This window comes from Pantoea sp. UBA7232 (assembly GCF_002473195.1).
Taxonomy (GTDB): Bacteria; Pseudomonadota; Gammaproteobacteria; order Enterobacterales; family Enterobacteriaceae; genus Pantoea; species Pantoea eucrina.
The window spans coordinates 60,466-73,907 of sequence record NZ_DKTK01000009.1; the positions used below are offsets into that span (position 1 = coordinate 60,466).

At 57.3% G+C, this 13,442-nt stretch carries 16 protein-coding genes and 1 tRNA gene; 6 read left to right on the forward strand and 11 right to left on the reverse strand.

Going from position 1 to position 13,442, the window contains the following annotated elements:
- Positions 1-150 precede the first annotated feature (150 nt).
- Complete coding sequence (locus B4056_RS10045; protein WP_288654588.1) at positions 151-447, reverse strand: YfcZ/YiiS family protein; 297 nt, start codon at positions 445-447, stop codon at positions 151-153.
- 361 nt (positions 448-808) lie between these two features.
- On the opposite strand from B4056_RS10045, the gene fadL reads away from it, so the two are divergent.
- Entirely contained in the window at positions 809-2,059 is a 1,251-nt protein-coding gene (gene fadL, locus B4056_RS10050) for a long-chain fatty acid transporter FadL (RefSeq protein WP_071668097.1), read from the forward strand.
- Positions 2,060-2,109: 50 nt separating this feature from the next.
- On the opposite strand, the gene mlaA is transcribed toward fadL, so the two are convergent.
- The 10 genes from mlaA to ccmA are packed head-to-tail and all read right to left on the reverse strand — an operon-like array spanning position 2,110 to position 9,858.
- Complete coding sequence (mlaA, locus tag B4056_RS10055) at positions 2,110-2,877, reverse strand: phospholipid-binding lipoprotein MlaA (RefSeq protein ID WP_094112055.1); 768 nt, start codon at positions 2,875-2,877, stop codon at positions 2,110-2,112.
- A 35-nt stretch (positions 2,878-2,912) separates the two neighbouring features.
- Positions 2,913-4,124, reverse strand: coding sequence for a c-type cytochrome biogenesis protein CcmI (gene ccmI, locus B4056_RS10060; protein WP_113655389.1), 1,212 nt, complete (start codon positions 4,122-4,124; stop codon positions 2,913-2,915).
- A complete protein-coding gene (locus B4056_RS10065; protein WP_288654591.1) occupies positions 4,124-4,582 on the reverse strand; it encodes a cytochrome c-type biogenesis protein in 459 nt (152 codons plus the stop codon). The genes ccmI and B4056_RS10065 overlap by 1 nt, the downstream gene beginning before the upstream one ends.
- Positions 4,579-5,136, reverse strand: coding sequence for a DsbE family thiol:disulfide interchange protein (locus B4056_RS10070; protein ID WP_039379161.1), 558 nt, complete (start codon positions 5,134-5,136; stop codon positions 4,579-4,581). The genes B4056_RS10065 and B4056_RS10070 overlap by 4 nt, the downstream gene beginning before the upstream one ends.
- Complete coding sequence (locus B4056_RS10075; protein WP_113655390.1) at positions 5,133-7,091, reverse strand: heme lyase CcmF/NrfE family subunit; 1,959 nt, start codon at positions 7,089-7,091, stop codon at positions 5,133-5,135. The genes B4056_RS10070 and B4056_RS10075 overlap by 4 nt, the downstream gene beginning before the upstream one ends.
- Positions 7,088-7,573 carry a cytochrome c maturation protein CcmE gene (gene ccmE / locus B4056_RS10080; protein ID WP_039379164.1) on the reverse strand — a complete coding sequence of 162 codons (486 nt, stop codon included), beginning with the start codon at positions 7,571-7,573 and terminating at the stop codon, positions 7,088-7,090. Before ccmE ends, B4056_RS10075 begins: the two co-directional genes overlap by 4 nt.
- A complete protein-coding gene (gene ccmD, locus B4056_RS10085; RefSeq protein ID WP_039379165.1) occupies positions 7,570-7,800 on the reverse strand; it encodes a heme exporter protein CcmD in 231 nt (76 codons plus the stop codon). The genes ccmE and ccmD overlap by 4 nt, the downstream gene beginning before the upstream one ends.
- The gene (locus B4056_RS10090; protein WP_039379166.1) at positions 7,797-8,537 is read right to left on the reverse strand and encodes a heme ABC transporter permease; all 741 of its coding nucleotides are present in this window, start codon (positions 8,535-8,537) and stop codon (positions 7,797-7,799) included. Before B4056_RS10090 ends, ccmD begins: the two co-directional genes overlap by 4 nt.
- Positions 8,538-8,590: 53 nt before the next feature.
- Positions 8,591-9,250 carry a heme exporter protein CcmB gene (gene ccmB / locus B4056_RS10095; RefSeq protein ID WP_039379167.1) on the reverse strand — a complete coding sequence of 220 codons (660 nt, stop codon included), beginning with the start codon at positions 9,248-9,250 and terminating at the stop codon, positions 8,591-8,593.
- Positions 9,250-9,858 (reverse strand): cytochrome c biogenesis heme-transporting ATPase CcmA, encoded by a 609-nt coding sequence (gene ccmA / locus B4056_RS10100; RefSeq protein WP_039379169.1) that lies wholly within the window; start codon positions 9,856-9,858, stop codon positions 9,250-9,252. The genes ccmB and ccmA overlap by 1 nt, the downstream gene beginning before the upstream one ends.
- A gap of 243 nt (positions 9,859-10,101) precedes the next feature.
- On the opposite strand from ccmA, the gene B4056_RS10105 reads away from it, so the two are divergent.
- The 5 genes from B4056_RS10105 (at position 10,102) to B4056_RS10125 (ending at position 13,406) form a co-directional block, all read left to right on the forward strand.
- Positions 10,102-11,040, forward strand: coding sequence for a formate/nitrite transporter family protein (locus B4056_RS10105; RefSeq protein ID WP_071668068.1), 939 nt, complete (start codon positions 10,102-10,104; stop codon positions 11,038-11,040).
- 96 nt (positions 11,041-11,136) lie between these two features.
- A tRNA-Arg gene (locus tag B4056_RS10110) sits at positions 11,137-11,211 on the forward strand.
- Between the two features lie 162 nt (positions 11,212-11,373).
- On the forward strand, positions 11,374-12,525 hold the full coding sequence (locus B4056_RS10115) for a tyrosine-type recombinase/integrase (protein WP_288654594.1): 1,152 nt from the start codon (positions 11,374-11,376) through the stop codon (positions 12,523-12,525).
- 379 nt (positions 12,526-12,904) lie between these two features.
- A complete protein-coding gene (locus B4056_RS10120; protein WP_288654596.1) occupies positions 12,905-13,288 on the forward strand; it encodes a hypothetical protein in 384 nt (127 codons plus the stop codon).
- Positions 13,281-13,406 carry a hypothetical protein gene (locus B4056_RS10125; protein WP_288654597.1) on the forward strand — a complete coding sequence of 42 codons (126 nt, stop codon included), beginning with the start codon at positions 13,281-13,283 and terminating at the stop codon, positions 13,404-13,406. Before B4056_RS10120 ends, B4056_RS10125 begins: the two co-directional genes overlap by 8 nt.
- The last annotated feature ends 36 nt before the right edge of the window (positions 13,407-13,442 follow it).

Consider the following 13,442-nt stretch of genomic DNA (forward strand, 5'->3'; position numbering starts at 1 on the left):
AACCGACGATCTGACACCATTGCCAGAGAGGTCTGACCTGATCGTCAGTGTTAACCATCCGGCGACGGCTCGCCAATAGCAAAGAGAAAAAAGTGCGAGGAAAAACACGAAAATAGCGATTCGCCGTCGCGGATTGACGGCGATGCAGAATTAACGCAGGGCGAGCTGAAAAATCAGCGCTTCAGCCTGACAGGCAAAGGTAAATTCAGCGTTCAGGCGTATACCTTTCGGCTCTGAGGTAAATTGCGACGTAATCTCACAGGGTTCAGAGGCAGTTTGCTGCGCTTTCTCCGTCAGCGTTAACAGCATCGCTTCGGCAGCTGCGCGATCGGGAAACAGCGCTGACCAGCGGGCACTGCAGTCGCTGTTATCAATCACAATGCCCGTATCCAAACAGCAGCAGGCAGCGGTCTCGCGGGCACTGCATTTATTAATGGTCTGACTCATGAGGTTTCTCCGGCTAAAAAAGCGGGCGTTATAAGGAGAGTTTTCTGTCAGAAAGTGTACGCCTGCGGGCCAATTTCCTCTATCATTGCGTCGCTAAGTGACGAATATCACAATAAAATTTGATCCAAAACAAACCTGAGCCGGTATGCTGACGGCGCAGTATAAAGAAATTGTTAAGCAGATCTGATTTTACCGATCAAGTCTGTAATATTTGAAAAACATTATTGCAACTTATACACAGGTCAGACCTATACTCGTCGCACTGGTCTGATATGTCTGTTTAATCTCAGTCCCTACAATCCGCCGTCCTTTGTTACGCGACGTGACAACGTTTAATAATAATTTTGATGAGGTTGTGGTCATGAACCATAAGAACCTGTTTGCAAAGTCAGCTGTGGCAGCTGCAGTGGCGCTCGTCTCCTCCCAGGTTTACGCCGCAGGCTTTCAACTTAACGAATTCTCAGCAATTGGATTAGGTCGCGCTTATTCAGGCGAAGGCGCGATGGGTGACACAGCAGCATCGGCCAGTCGCAACCCCGCTACCATGGCACTGATGGATAGCCCGATGTTCTCCATCGGCGCAGTCTATATCGATCCTGAAGTAGATATTAGCGGACGCAGTCCGCTCACCGGCAACAGCCTGGACGCGAATAACATTGCGCCTAATCAGTGGGTGCCAAATATTCACTACGTTCAGCCGCTTACCGATCGGTGGTGGGTGGGCGCATCCGCGACCTCAAACTATGGCCTGGCCACTGAATTTAATAATGGTTATGCCGCAGGAGGCTATGGCGGTAAAACCGATCTGATGACCGCTAACCTTAATCTCAGCACCGCCTATCGTCTGAACGAGCACCTGAGCGTTGGCGTTGGCTTTGATGCGGTTTATGCCCGCGCCAAAATTGAGCGTTATGCCGGTGAAGCTGGCCCGGCAGTGGGCTTCCCGTCCGATCTGCAGGTCGCACACCTTAAGGGCAATGAGTGGGGCTATGGCTGGAACGCCGGCGTGCTGTATGAAGTGGATAAAAATAACCGTTTCGGCTTTACCTACCGCTCTGAGGTAAAAGTCGACTTTGACGGCAATTATAAAAACGATATCCCGGCGGCGTTTGGCGGTACCGGCGGCTCAACGGTGCCCGGCTACCTGACACTGAACCTGCCGGAAATGTGGGAAGTGTCCGGCTGGCATAAAGTTGCGCCGCAGTGGGCAGTGCACTACAGCCTTGCCTATACCAGCTGGAGCCAGTTCCAGGAGCTGAAAGCGACTGGCAGCCGCGGCCAGACGCTGTTCCAGAAAGATGAGAGCTTTAAAGATGCCTATCGCATTGCGCTGGGTACCACCTACTTCTATGACGATCGCTGGACCTTCCGTACCGGTATCGCCTTCGATGACAGCCCGGTTCCGGCCGATAAACGCTCTATCTCTATTCCGGATCAGGATCGTCTGTGGCTGAGCGCCGGTGCGTCTTACGCCTTTACGCCTGAAGCGTCAGTGGATGTCGGCGTATCTTATATGCATGGTCAGCACGTTACCGTTAATGAAGCCCCTTATACCTTCAACTCAGAAGGCAAAGCCTGGCTTTACGGCGCAAGCTTTAACTATAAGTTCTGATCGCGCCTGCCGCACAAGTAATAAGGGCAACCCGGTGGGTTGCCCTTTTTTTACGGCGCGTCGATATCCTGCAAATCGTTTTGTATCGCGCTGGCGTTTGGATTCTCTTCCGGCTTCAGCTTGCCGCCGTTAGCCAGAAAATCGTTACGCTGGAAATAGGCATTGCGGATAAAAGAGTAAGGATCCTGCTGCTGTTTCAGCAGCCCGTCAGAGTCCAGCAGCTGAGCACGCGTCTCTACTCCCTCCAGCGCCCACTTACCGATCGACATCGGCCAGGTCAGCCAGCTGAGTACCGGATAGAGCGTATCCACATAGTCACCGCCATCCTGCCGTACGGTGAAGCTGCCATAGCCAGGCAGTACGACATACGGGCCGTAGCCAACGCCATAACGTCCCAGCGTGCTGCCAAAGCGATGCGGTACCTCGCGCGCCAGCACCGGATTCGCTTTGCCTGCAACATCGATAAAACCGCCCAGGCCCAGCACGGTATTCAGGAAGAAACGCGTGAAGTGGATCCCGGCCTGACGCGGCTCGCCCACCAGAATGGAGTTAACCATGCTGGCAGGTTCATTCAGGTTGCCGAGAAAATTACTCACGCCGGTACGCGCCGGTACAGGTACATAGTCGCGCCAGGCTACCGCCACCGGGCGCACCACATAAGGATCAAGTACGTTGTAATTAAAATTGAACATCGTACGGTTAAAACCTTCCAGCGGATCGCTGCGCTGCGCCGGGGCGGCGTCATCCGCCGGTTTTGAGCTGGCGCATCCCACCAGAAGTAAACTGGCCAGTGCCAGACTGGTCAGGCGGTTATTCATGTTCTTCTCCCTGTGCGGATGATAAATGTAGCGCTTCAGGGCTGCTGCTGATCGATCTCAACAGTCAGCGGCTGGTGACCCTCCCACGAGGTAATAGCACTGAGCCCGAACCAGTCCCCGGCCTGAGGATTTGCGCTGCCGTCGCGGGCAATACGCACTCTGACCTGAACCTGATGCTGCGCCGAAAGCAGGCGATCGGGCATCATAGCGTTGCTGTCATCCAGCGTAAGCGATAGCGGAAAGTGGCTAAGCGGCAGGCGCTTAACGGCCACGGGCACCGGTGAAACACCGTCAGATACAGAAATATACAACACTCCGTCCGGCGGCAACATTTTTTCTGCCTGTGGCGACAGCTTGACCCTCAGGCTCAGCGCGACCGCCTGCTGTCCGGCAGCGGTTTTTGCCTGTTCAATGCTGCGCTGAATCAGCGTGATGCGCGGATCGCCGGCAGGCAGTAATGCCAGCATGGCACGCCACGCGTCGAGCGCTTCAGTATAGTTCTGCTGCCCGGACGCGTTGAATGCCAGCAGGCTAAGCGTACGCAGATTCGCGCTGTCGCGCTTCAGCAGCGCATGCAGCAGCAGTCCCGCCTGCCGGTTATCCTGCGGATCGCCGGAGCGTGTCAGGACTTCGGCGTAATCCTGCTGCAGCTCCAGGCTGTCAGGCGCACGCTGCAGCGCGCGCTCAAACGCCTGTCCGGCAGCGGTAGCATTGTTCAGCACCATACCAAGCCGCCCCAGCATCGCCCACTCATCGGCGCTGCCGGGTGTCTGCTGCAGCGCCGTGCGCAGTCCCAGCTGCAGGCGCGCCAGCTCCTCCATCGTCAGCGGCTGCGCATCCGGATCCATTACGCGGGCGCGCAGCGCCGGATAGTCACGCTGAACGGCGAGCCAGCCCGCGAGCTGTGCGTAGCCGCCGGTTTGCAGATAGACCACGGTTGTCACCAGCAGCAGCAGGATCACGCCCGGCAGCAGGATCCAGCGGCTGCTCTGCCGCGCCGGAAGAGTCTGCCCGTCGGGTACGTCCGTCAGCAGCATCTGCTGCAGATCGCGCTCCATCTCTGCGCGGTCTGCCACCACGCCTTCCGTTTCATCACGCTGCAGCTCGCGCAGGCGTTGCTGGTAAAAGGCGGTGTTAAGCCGGTCGCGTTCGCCAGCATGGTGTTCACGCTGACGCCATCCCGCAGCCAGAAACAGCGCTACCGCAGCCGCCAGTAAGACGATCAGAGTCGTGCAAAATACAATCATTACGGCTTCCCGTTACGTTCCAGAATCGCCTCCAGGCGCTGTTGTTCATCGTCATTCAGTTCAGTCGTTTCACGCGCGCGGCGGTTACGCAGCAGGATCACCCCGCCGCCCAGCAGCACAAACAGCGCCGGACCGGCCCATAAAATCAGCGTCGCGGGCGTCAGCGGCGGATCGTAAGTGACAAAGTGACCGTAGCGCGCCACCATGTAATCCACTATCTGCTGCCGGCTCTTGCCCTGCTGCATCAGCTCATAGACTTTCAGGCGCATGTCAGCGGCAATCATGGCGTTTGAATCTGCAATGCTGTTGTTCTGGCATTTCGGGCAGCGCAGTGAGGCGGTGATCGCCCGGTACTGATCCTCCTGCTGCAGCGAGGTAAACTGCAGGCTATCTGTGGTGGTGGCCCGGACGCTGAGCGTAAGCAGCAGCGCCGTCAGCGCAATAAGCAGCCTGCTCATGCCCCCGCCTCCCGGCTATATTTTTCCCACAGCGGTTTAACCTCTTCATTCCAGACGCGCTCGTTCATATCACCGGCGTGGCGATAACGAATGATGCCGTGGCCATCAATGAGAAAGGTTTCCGGCGCACCGTAGACACCGAGGTCAAGCCCCAGCATGCCGCTGCCGTCGTAGAGGCTCAGCGCGTAAGGGTTGCCCAGCGTATTAAGCCAGTTTATCGCTTTCGTACGGTCATCTTTATAGTTGAGGCCAACCACGCGCACGCCCTGCTCCGCCAGCCGGTTCAGATAGTGATGCTCAGCGCGGCAGGTCGGACACCAGGTTGCCCAGACGTTGAGCAGCAGCGGCTGACCATCGGTAAGGATCTGCTGGCTGTAGATTTTGCCTGGCTGATCCAGCGCTTCCAGTCTGAACTGTGGCACCGGTTTGCCCGTCAGGGCTGACTCAAGCCGGGAGGGATCGTCACCCTGTGCATTACGCGACAGCTGCCACAGCAGCGCTGCCGCCAGCAGCAGAAACAGCGCCAGGGGAATAAAGAGAATTTTTTTGCTCATGCCCGCTCCTCACGCGCAACTTTTTTCCGCGCGCGATAACGCGGATCCAGCAGGCAGAGCAGGCCGCCTGCCGCCATAAACAGGCCGCCAAACCAGATCCAGCGGACAAAGGGTTTGTAGTAGAGGCGTACGGCCCAGGCGCCGTTATCCAGCTCCTCGCCGAGTGCGGCATAGAGATCGCGGGTAAATCCGCCGCTGATCGCCGCTTCGGTCATCATGGTGCGGGCAGCGGTATAAAAGCGTTTTTCCGCCCGCAGTACCGCTTCCGGTTTGCCATCGCGGGTGACATCGATGATCGCCACGCCGCCGCTGTAGTTAGGCCCCTGCAGGTTATGCACGTCGCGGAACACAAAGTGATAGCGATGAATATCGATGCTGTCGCCCGCCTTCATGCGCACATCGCGCTCAACGCTGTACTGGGTGCTGAACGCGATGCCTACTACCGTTACCGCTACGCCCAGATGCCCCAGCACCATGCCCCAGTGGCTGCGCGACAGATGCCACAGCCCTTTCAGCAGGCTATGCCGGTGAGTCGCGCGCTCATGCAGCTCCATCAGCGTCAGCAGCGTGACCCAGATCGCCATCAGCAGCCCGGTTACCGTCATCGCTTCAATGCGATCTTCCAGCAGCCACGGCAGCAGAACAGAGAGCAGCAGGGTAACCACCAGCCCGGCACTCAGCCGCTTCCACAGCTTTTGCGGCTCATCACGCCGCCAGCGCACCAGCGGACCAATACCGAGCAGCAGCGCAAACGGCGCCATCAGCCAGCTGAACAGCGTATTAAAGAAAGGTTCTCCCACTGAGATACTGCCCAGCCCCAGCTGCTTGTGCACCAGCGGCAGCAGCGTACCGAGCAGGACCACCAGCATTGCCGCAATCAGCAGCACGTTATTGCCCAGCAGAAACGATTCCCGCGACCAGATTTCACTCTGCACGCGGCTGCGTACCTGACCGCCGCGCAGCGCATAGAGCAGCAGCGAGCTGCCAATCACGATGATCAGAAAAGCGAGAATAAACATCCCGCGCGCCGGATCGGAGGCAAAGGCGTGCACCGAGACCAGCACGCCGGAGCGCACCAGAAAGGTGCCGAGCAGGCTGAGCGAAAACGTCGCGATCGCCAGCAGCACGGTCCAGGCTTTGAAGCTGCCGCGCTTTTCCGTTACCGCCAGCGAGTGCATCAGCGCGGTTCCGGCCAGCCACGGCATAAACGAGGCGTTTTCCACCGGGTCCCAGAACCACCAGCCGCCCCAGCCCAGCTCATAATAGGCCCACGCCGATCCCAGCACGATACCGATGGTCAGAAACACCCATGCGGCGGTGGTCCAGGGGCGCGACCAGCGCGCCCAGGCGGTATCCAGCCGTCCGGTCATCAGCGAGGCGATGGCAAAGGCAAAGGCGACCGAAAAACCGACATAGCCCATATAGAGCAGCGGCGGATGGAAGATCAGGCCGATATCCTGCAGCATCGGGTTAAGATCGCCGCCGTCGATGGGGAAATCAGGCAGCGTGCGGGCAAACGGGTTGGAGGTCAGCAGGATAAACAGCAGAAAGCCGGCGTTGATCATCCCCATTACCGCCAGCACGCGCGCCAGCGCATCGCGCGGCATCTCGCGGCTGAAAATTGCCACCGCCAGCGACCAGCTGCTGAGCAGCAGTACCCACAGCAGCAGCGATCCTTCATGCGCACCCCAGGTCGCGGCGACGCGGTAATAGACCGGCAGCAGCGTATTTGAATTTGTCGCGACGTAGGCAACGGTGAAATCGTTCACCACAAATGCGTGCACCAGCACCATAAAGGCGGCGGCAATGGCTAAAAACATGCCCCAGGTCAGCGGTCGCGCGAGCGTCATCAGCCGCGCATCCTGACGCGCGGCGCCCCACAGCGGGTAAACACTCAGCAGCAGCGCCAGGCCCAGCGCCAGACAGAGCAGAAAAGTTCCGATTTCCGGCATCATGGCTGATTACCCGCCGGCTGATAGCGCACTGCGGCGCGGGTATGATTGGTATTCATTGCGTCCTGAATTTCCGGCGGCGTATATTTTTCGTCGTGCTTGGCCAGCACTTCCCGGGCGCTGATAACATTACCCGCCTGCAGTACGCCCTGCGCCACAACCCCCTGCCCTTCGCGGAAGAGATCGGGCAGGATGCCGTTATAGCTGACGCTGACCACGCCTCTGGCGTCATACAGGCTGAAGGTTACCGCCAGCGACTGCGGATCGCGCCTCACGCTGCCTGGCATCACCATGCCACCCACGCGCAGACGCTGTCCCGCTTCCGGCTTCAGCTGCGCGTCGCCTTTGCCGTTGATAATCTCGCCCGGCGTATAGAACAGATCGATGTTTGAGCGCAGGGCATACATCACCAGCGCGGTCGCCAGGCCAAGGCCGGTAAGAATAGCCAGCACCACCAAAAGGCGGTTGCGACGACGGAGATTCATCCTGCCTCCCCGGCAGCGCGCGCGCGCTGTTTAGTCTGTGCCGCACGTACACGCTGCTCCCGCGCCTGACGCTGACGGATCTCCGCCAGCAGACGCCGCCGCTGCAGCAGCGTATGCAGCACCAGGCCCAGTAGCGGGATCAGGGTGCAGGCAACCGACAGCCAGACAAAAAAGGCGTAGCCGCCCATAGCAAAGAATTCACTCCATGAGGTGAAGGCCGGACTCATGCTTTTGCTCCCTGCTGTGCCAGCGCGATAGCCCACGGACGATGCCGTTCGGTCAGTAAAATCAGGTTACGCAGCCGCATCAGCGTCAGCGTGATAAACAGCAGCAGATAGCCGAGAATCGACCAGCGCAGCGGCGTGCGCATAGAGGGATCGATTGCCTGCTGCAGCAGACCGGATGAGCCCTGATGCAGCGTGTTCCACCACTGCACAGAAAAATGAATAATCGGCAGGTTCACCACGCCGACGAGGATCAGGATACCGGCGGCACGGCCCGCCGTGCGGCGATCGTCAAAGGCGAGCCAGAGCGCCATCGCGCCCATATAAAGGAACAGCAGCACCAGCTCTGAGGTGAGGCGCGCATCCCAGATCCACCAGGTTCCCCACATCGGTTTGCCCCATGCGGAGCCGGTAATCAGCGCAATAAAGGTAAAGGCGGCTCCCACCGGCGCCATCGCGGCGGCGGCCAGGTCAGCCATCTTCAGCTGCCACACCAGACCGGTAAAGGCGGCAATCGCCATGGCGGCGTAGATCCCCATTGACCACATGGCAGCGGGTACGTGCAGGTACATAATCCGGAAGCTATTGCCCTGCTGGTAATCAGCCGGAGCGAAGCCAAATCCCCATCCCCAGCCAAGCAGCAGCGCGCCGGCTGCGGCAATCGCCATGCCGGGAATAAGTCGCCCGCATAGCTGGTAAAGGCGTTCCGGCCTTGCCCACTGATGTATCCATTTCCACATTTGCATTGCTCACACTAATAATAAAGAGGGAACGGCTTCTCTGAGGAAGCGCGCTATTGCAGGCTGATCCGCAGCGCCGCAGCGGTGGCAAACGGCGACAGCGTCGCACTTACCGCCAGCATCGCGCCCAGAACCGCCAGATAGCCGCCAACTGGCAGCCCCTGCCCGGCGGCGTCGATAGCCGCACTGGCAAAAATCAGAACCGGAATGGTCAGCGGCAGCACCAGCAGGCTGAGCAGCACGCCGCCACGCCGCAATCCCGTTGTCAGGCCGGTGCCGATAGCACCAAGAAAGCTCAGCGTCGGCGTACCCAGCAGCAGCGTCAGCGCCAGCGCGCGCCAGCCGGCCATATCCAGCGACAGCAGCAGCGCCGCCAGCGGTGACAGCAGGATCAGCGGCAGGCCGGTGACCAGCCAGTGAGCAATCACTTTACCCAGCACCGTGACCGGCAGCGGCGCCGGCAACAGCAGCAGCTGCTCCAGCGATCCATCAAGGAAATCGTCGCGGAACAGGCGCTCCAGCGCCAGCAGCGAAGCCAGCAGAGCGGCGACCCAGACCACGCCGGGCGCAATGCGCGCCAGCTGCTGCGGCTCCGGACCGATGCCGAGCGGAAACAGCGTAATGACGATGAGAAAGAACCACAGCGGGTTGATCACTTCAGCCCCGCTGCGAAACGCAATTTTCAGTTCACGCCGGAGAATACGCAGCAGCATTATTGCCACTCCCCGCTCAGGCGTATTTTACGCAGCGCGGCGGCGGGCAGTTCCTGATGCGTGGTGAGGATCACCGCCCCGCCCTGGCTGGCGTGCTGGTTAAAACGCGCCATGAGTGCTTCCACACCGGCTTTATCAATGGCGGTCAGCGGTTCATCCAGGATCCACAGTCGGGCTGAGCTGAGCCAGAGGCGTGCCAGCGCGACGCGCCGCTGCTGACCCGCAGAGAGCTGCGCCACCGGCACCTCTTCATAGCCGGTCAGGCTGACCTGCTCCAGCGCCGCATACAGCGCCGTCTGGCTGCTGTCGCCGTGCCAGAAACGCAGATTTTCCAGCGGAGAGAGTACCGCTTTTACGCCAGGCTGATGGCCAAGATAAAGCAGGTTTTGTTGCCATATTTCACGCTGACGCTGCAGCGTTTCGCCCTGCCAGCGCACTTCGCCCTCTTCTGCCCGGCTAAGCCCGGCCAGCAGACGCAGCAGTGAAGTTTTACCGGCGCCGTTCGGCCCTTCTATCTGCACGAGGTCACCCGGCCGGACATGGAAGCTCAGCCCATGGAACAGCATTCGCTCATCGCGAACGCATGAGAGATTAATGACTTCGAACATAGAGGGGCGCATCACCGCAAAAAATGAGGCGGCGATAATACCACACTGTTGCAGTGCGCCGAAGAGTGTGACCGTGCTCTCATTTCGCTGCGCACCGCTGTTTCACGCCTTCAGATCCGAAAACTGTATAAAAAAGCCGCGCGGTTAAAATTTTGTTACGCTTAAAGAAATCCTTCGTAACATTTCAGGCTTGCTAAAACCGTCTACGCTTATTACGCATTGGCACTATCACCAGGAGCAAACATGAAGCCATCGCCATCAAATGCTGAACACGACAATGACGTAGACAGCGAAGAAAAAGAGCAAGGCACTGAGATTGAAGTTGATGAAGAGGCCCTGCCCTCGCGGGCAGCGGCGATTCATGAAGAGATACGGCAGGACGGGGAGAAAGAGTTAGAGCGTGACGGCATGGCGCTGCTGTGGTCAGCCATCGCCGCAGGCCTCTCAATGGGCGCGTCGCTGATGGCGAAAGGGATTTTTCAGGTTCACCTTGAAGGGGTCCCTGGCGCCTTTCTGCTGGAGAATCTCGGCTACACCTTTGGCTTTGTGATTGTGATCCTCGCGCGGCAGCAGCTGTTTACCGAGAACACCGTGACGGCGGTCCTGCCGGTCATGCATAAGCCCACCGGCAGCAATTTTATGCTGCTGCTGCGCCTGTGGGGGCTGGTGCTGCTGGGCAATCTGATTGGTACCGGGCTGGCGGCGCTGGCCTTTAACTACATGCCCATTTTTGATGAGGCGACGCGCCAGGCGTTTACGGCCATCAGTGAAAAGGTGATGGAAAATTCGCCGGGCGAGATGTTCGCTAATGCCGTGATCTCCGGCTGGATCATCGCCACTATGGTCTGGATGATCCCGCATGCGGAGAATGCCAAACTGCTGATTATCATTATGATGACGTGGCTGGTGGCGCTGGGCGATCTGGCGCATATCGTGGTCGGCTCGGTCGAAGTACTCTATCTGGTCTTTGCGGGAACGGTGCCGTGGCAGGAGTTTTTCTGGCCGTTTGCGCTGCCCACGCTGCTCGGTAACATCACCGGCGGCACGCTGATTTTTGCCCTGATCAGCCATGCGCAGATCCGCAACGACATGAGCGAAGAGGCCAAAGCGAAGGCGCGGGCAGATCACAAACGCCGTGAGAAAGCAGAAGCGAAGAACGCTGCCGGAGAGCAGACGGAGTAACCCGCTCTTCCGGGCGCGGCGCTGCTGACAGAATGAGCAATCACGCCGCGCCCGGTTAACATCCGGGAGACATACGGGTATACTGCGTTTCCGGATGTCTCCTTAGTTAAATGGATATAACGAGCCCCTCCTAAGGGCTAGTTGCAGGTTCGATTCCTGCAGGGGACGCCATATAGCAGTTCGCCACCCTCCTTACCCGTTCGCAAAACTCCCTTATATTCAGGCATCCGCTTAATCCTGCGTTCGCTGTCGTTCGCCATAGTTCGTTGACAGCCAGTTAATTGCCTGGGTAAATTCTGGGTAAATAAATTTTACCCATCCGGATTTTACCCAATGCTTACCATCAAGCAGATTGACGCTGCTAAACCCAAAGAAAAACCCTATCGCGTGGCTGACGGTAGCGGGCTATTCCTTTATGTGCCTGCATCGGGGAAAAAGGTCTGGCAGGTGCGCTATCAGTTCGACGGCAAAGAGAAAGTGCACACCATCGGTAAGTATCCGGAGATTGGGCCGGCCGATGCCCGCAACATGGCGTTTGAGCTAAAGCGCGATCTGGCGATTGGAGTGAACCCGGCAATTAAGAAGAAGCATAAAGAGAAAGAGCCGGACTCGTTCGCCACAATTTTTGAGGAATGGTACAAGCACAAGCGTCAGGTCTGGTCGGAAAACTACGCAACAGAACTTAAGCGCATGTTTGAGGCTGACATTCTCCCCTATCTGGGAAAGCTGCAGATGGATGAGATCGAGCCGATGACGCTGCTCAAGGTGCTGCGCAGGTTTGAAGAGCGTGGAGCCATGGAGCGAGCCAACAAGGCCCGCCGGCGCTGCGGTGAGGTATTCAGGTACGCCGTGGTAACCGGCCGCGCTAAATATAACCCGGCGCCCGACCTGGCTGATGCAATGAAGGGATACAGGAAGCAGAACTATCCTTTTCTGCCGGCCGAGCAGATACCGGCGTTCAACGCGGCGCTGGCCACGTACTCAGGCAGTGTTATTTCCCGGGTTGCCACGCAGGTGCTGCAGTATACCGCCATGCGCACAAAGGAAATGCGTAGCATGCAATGGGCAGACATCGATTTTGAAAACGACATGATCACCATTGCTGCCGAGGTAATGAAGAACCGCAAAATTCACGTCGTGCCGATGTCCCGCCAGGTGAAAGAGCTGCTGATGTTCCTGAAGCCTATTACCTCAATGTCATCCTTCGTTTTCCCCGGGCGCAACGATAAATCAAAGTCGATCAGCGACGCGGCTGTTCTGCTTGTGATCCGCCAGATAGGTTATGAGGGACTGGCGAGCGGCCACGGATTCCGGCACCAGTTCAGCACGGTGCTTAATGAGCATGGCTGGCCGCATGATGCTATTGAACGGCAGTTGGCGCACGTTGACCGGAACAACATCCGTGGCATCTACAACCATGCTCAGTACCTCGATAAGCGCCGAGAGATGATGCAGTGGTGGGCTGACTATATAGATGGTGTGTGATGTTAAGTGCTGCCCTGAGCGAAAGAACCTTTCTCTTTTGCAGAAGTGAGCTTTTTGCAAAAGATGAGGCCTAGAAATTTTCGGTTTTTCACTTATCGATGAAATCAGAAAAAGCGCGGATGGATTTTCCTATAAAATAGCTATACTCACTTTAGGAAAATTTTTCTGAAAGATTCTTGTAGTTTGTGATGATTCGAAAATTTCATCATAAAGTTCCTGTTCAGGGTGCCGTTATACTTGGTATAAAATGTTCATCTGAATGGTACTTCTTGGCGTGATTCGATCGCTCGGCTTTTAGCAATTAGTGCCTATCTGTTCATAAAAGATACAGCACAGATTGTAAATCGTGTTGATCGACCACACATAAGGAGTATGATTGATGTCCCATGATTTCCGAGATGCTGTAAAGTTGCCTGGAGTTGAAGCTTCTCTAGAAGAAAAGCACCTCTACAACGTGCAGCTGGCAGTTAAAGCGACAATCGATTTCGTAGTGACGAGTTTTGAACAGCTTGGCATTGACAAGTTCCATGAGCTGGTTGACCCCTCTCTTGGCGAAATTGAAGAGATTATTACAATGCTTGATACTGAAGCGAAGCGCATCGGGCAAGTAAACCTGCAGCAAATTTTGCTGGGCGCACAAATCATGATTAACGATATCAAGCAAAAGAATCCCGAGCTTTGCGCACAAGGCGCGAAGTTCCTGAAAAACGCACAAATATTCAGTTCGTTCACCACGAGCACTGAGGAGAATCCAGATGACTGATCGCCAAAAATCTATCCAGACCATGATCAAGCTAGCAAGCCGCTTAAATGCTATCGTTGCAGAGATGCAAGCGCGTAAAGATATCATGCTGGCAGAACAAGCGCGCAAAGCTGCTTAATCTGCAGAAAAGCCTAGCCTAAGCAGCTGGGCTTTT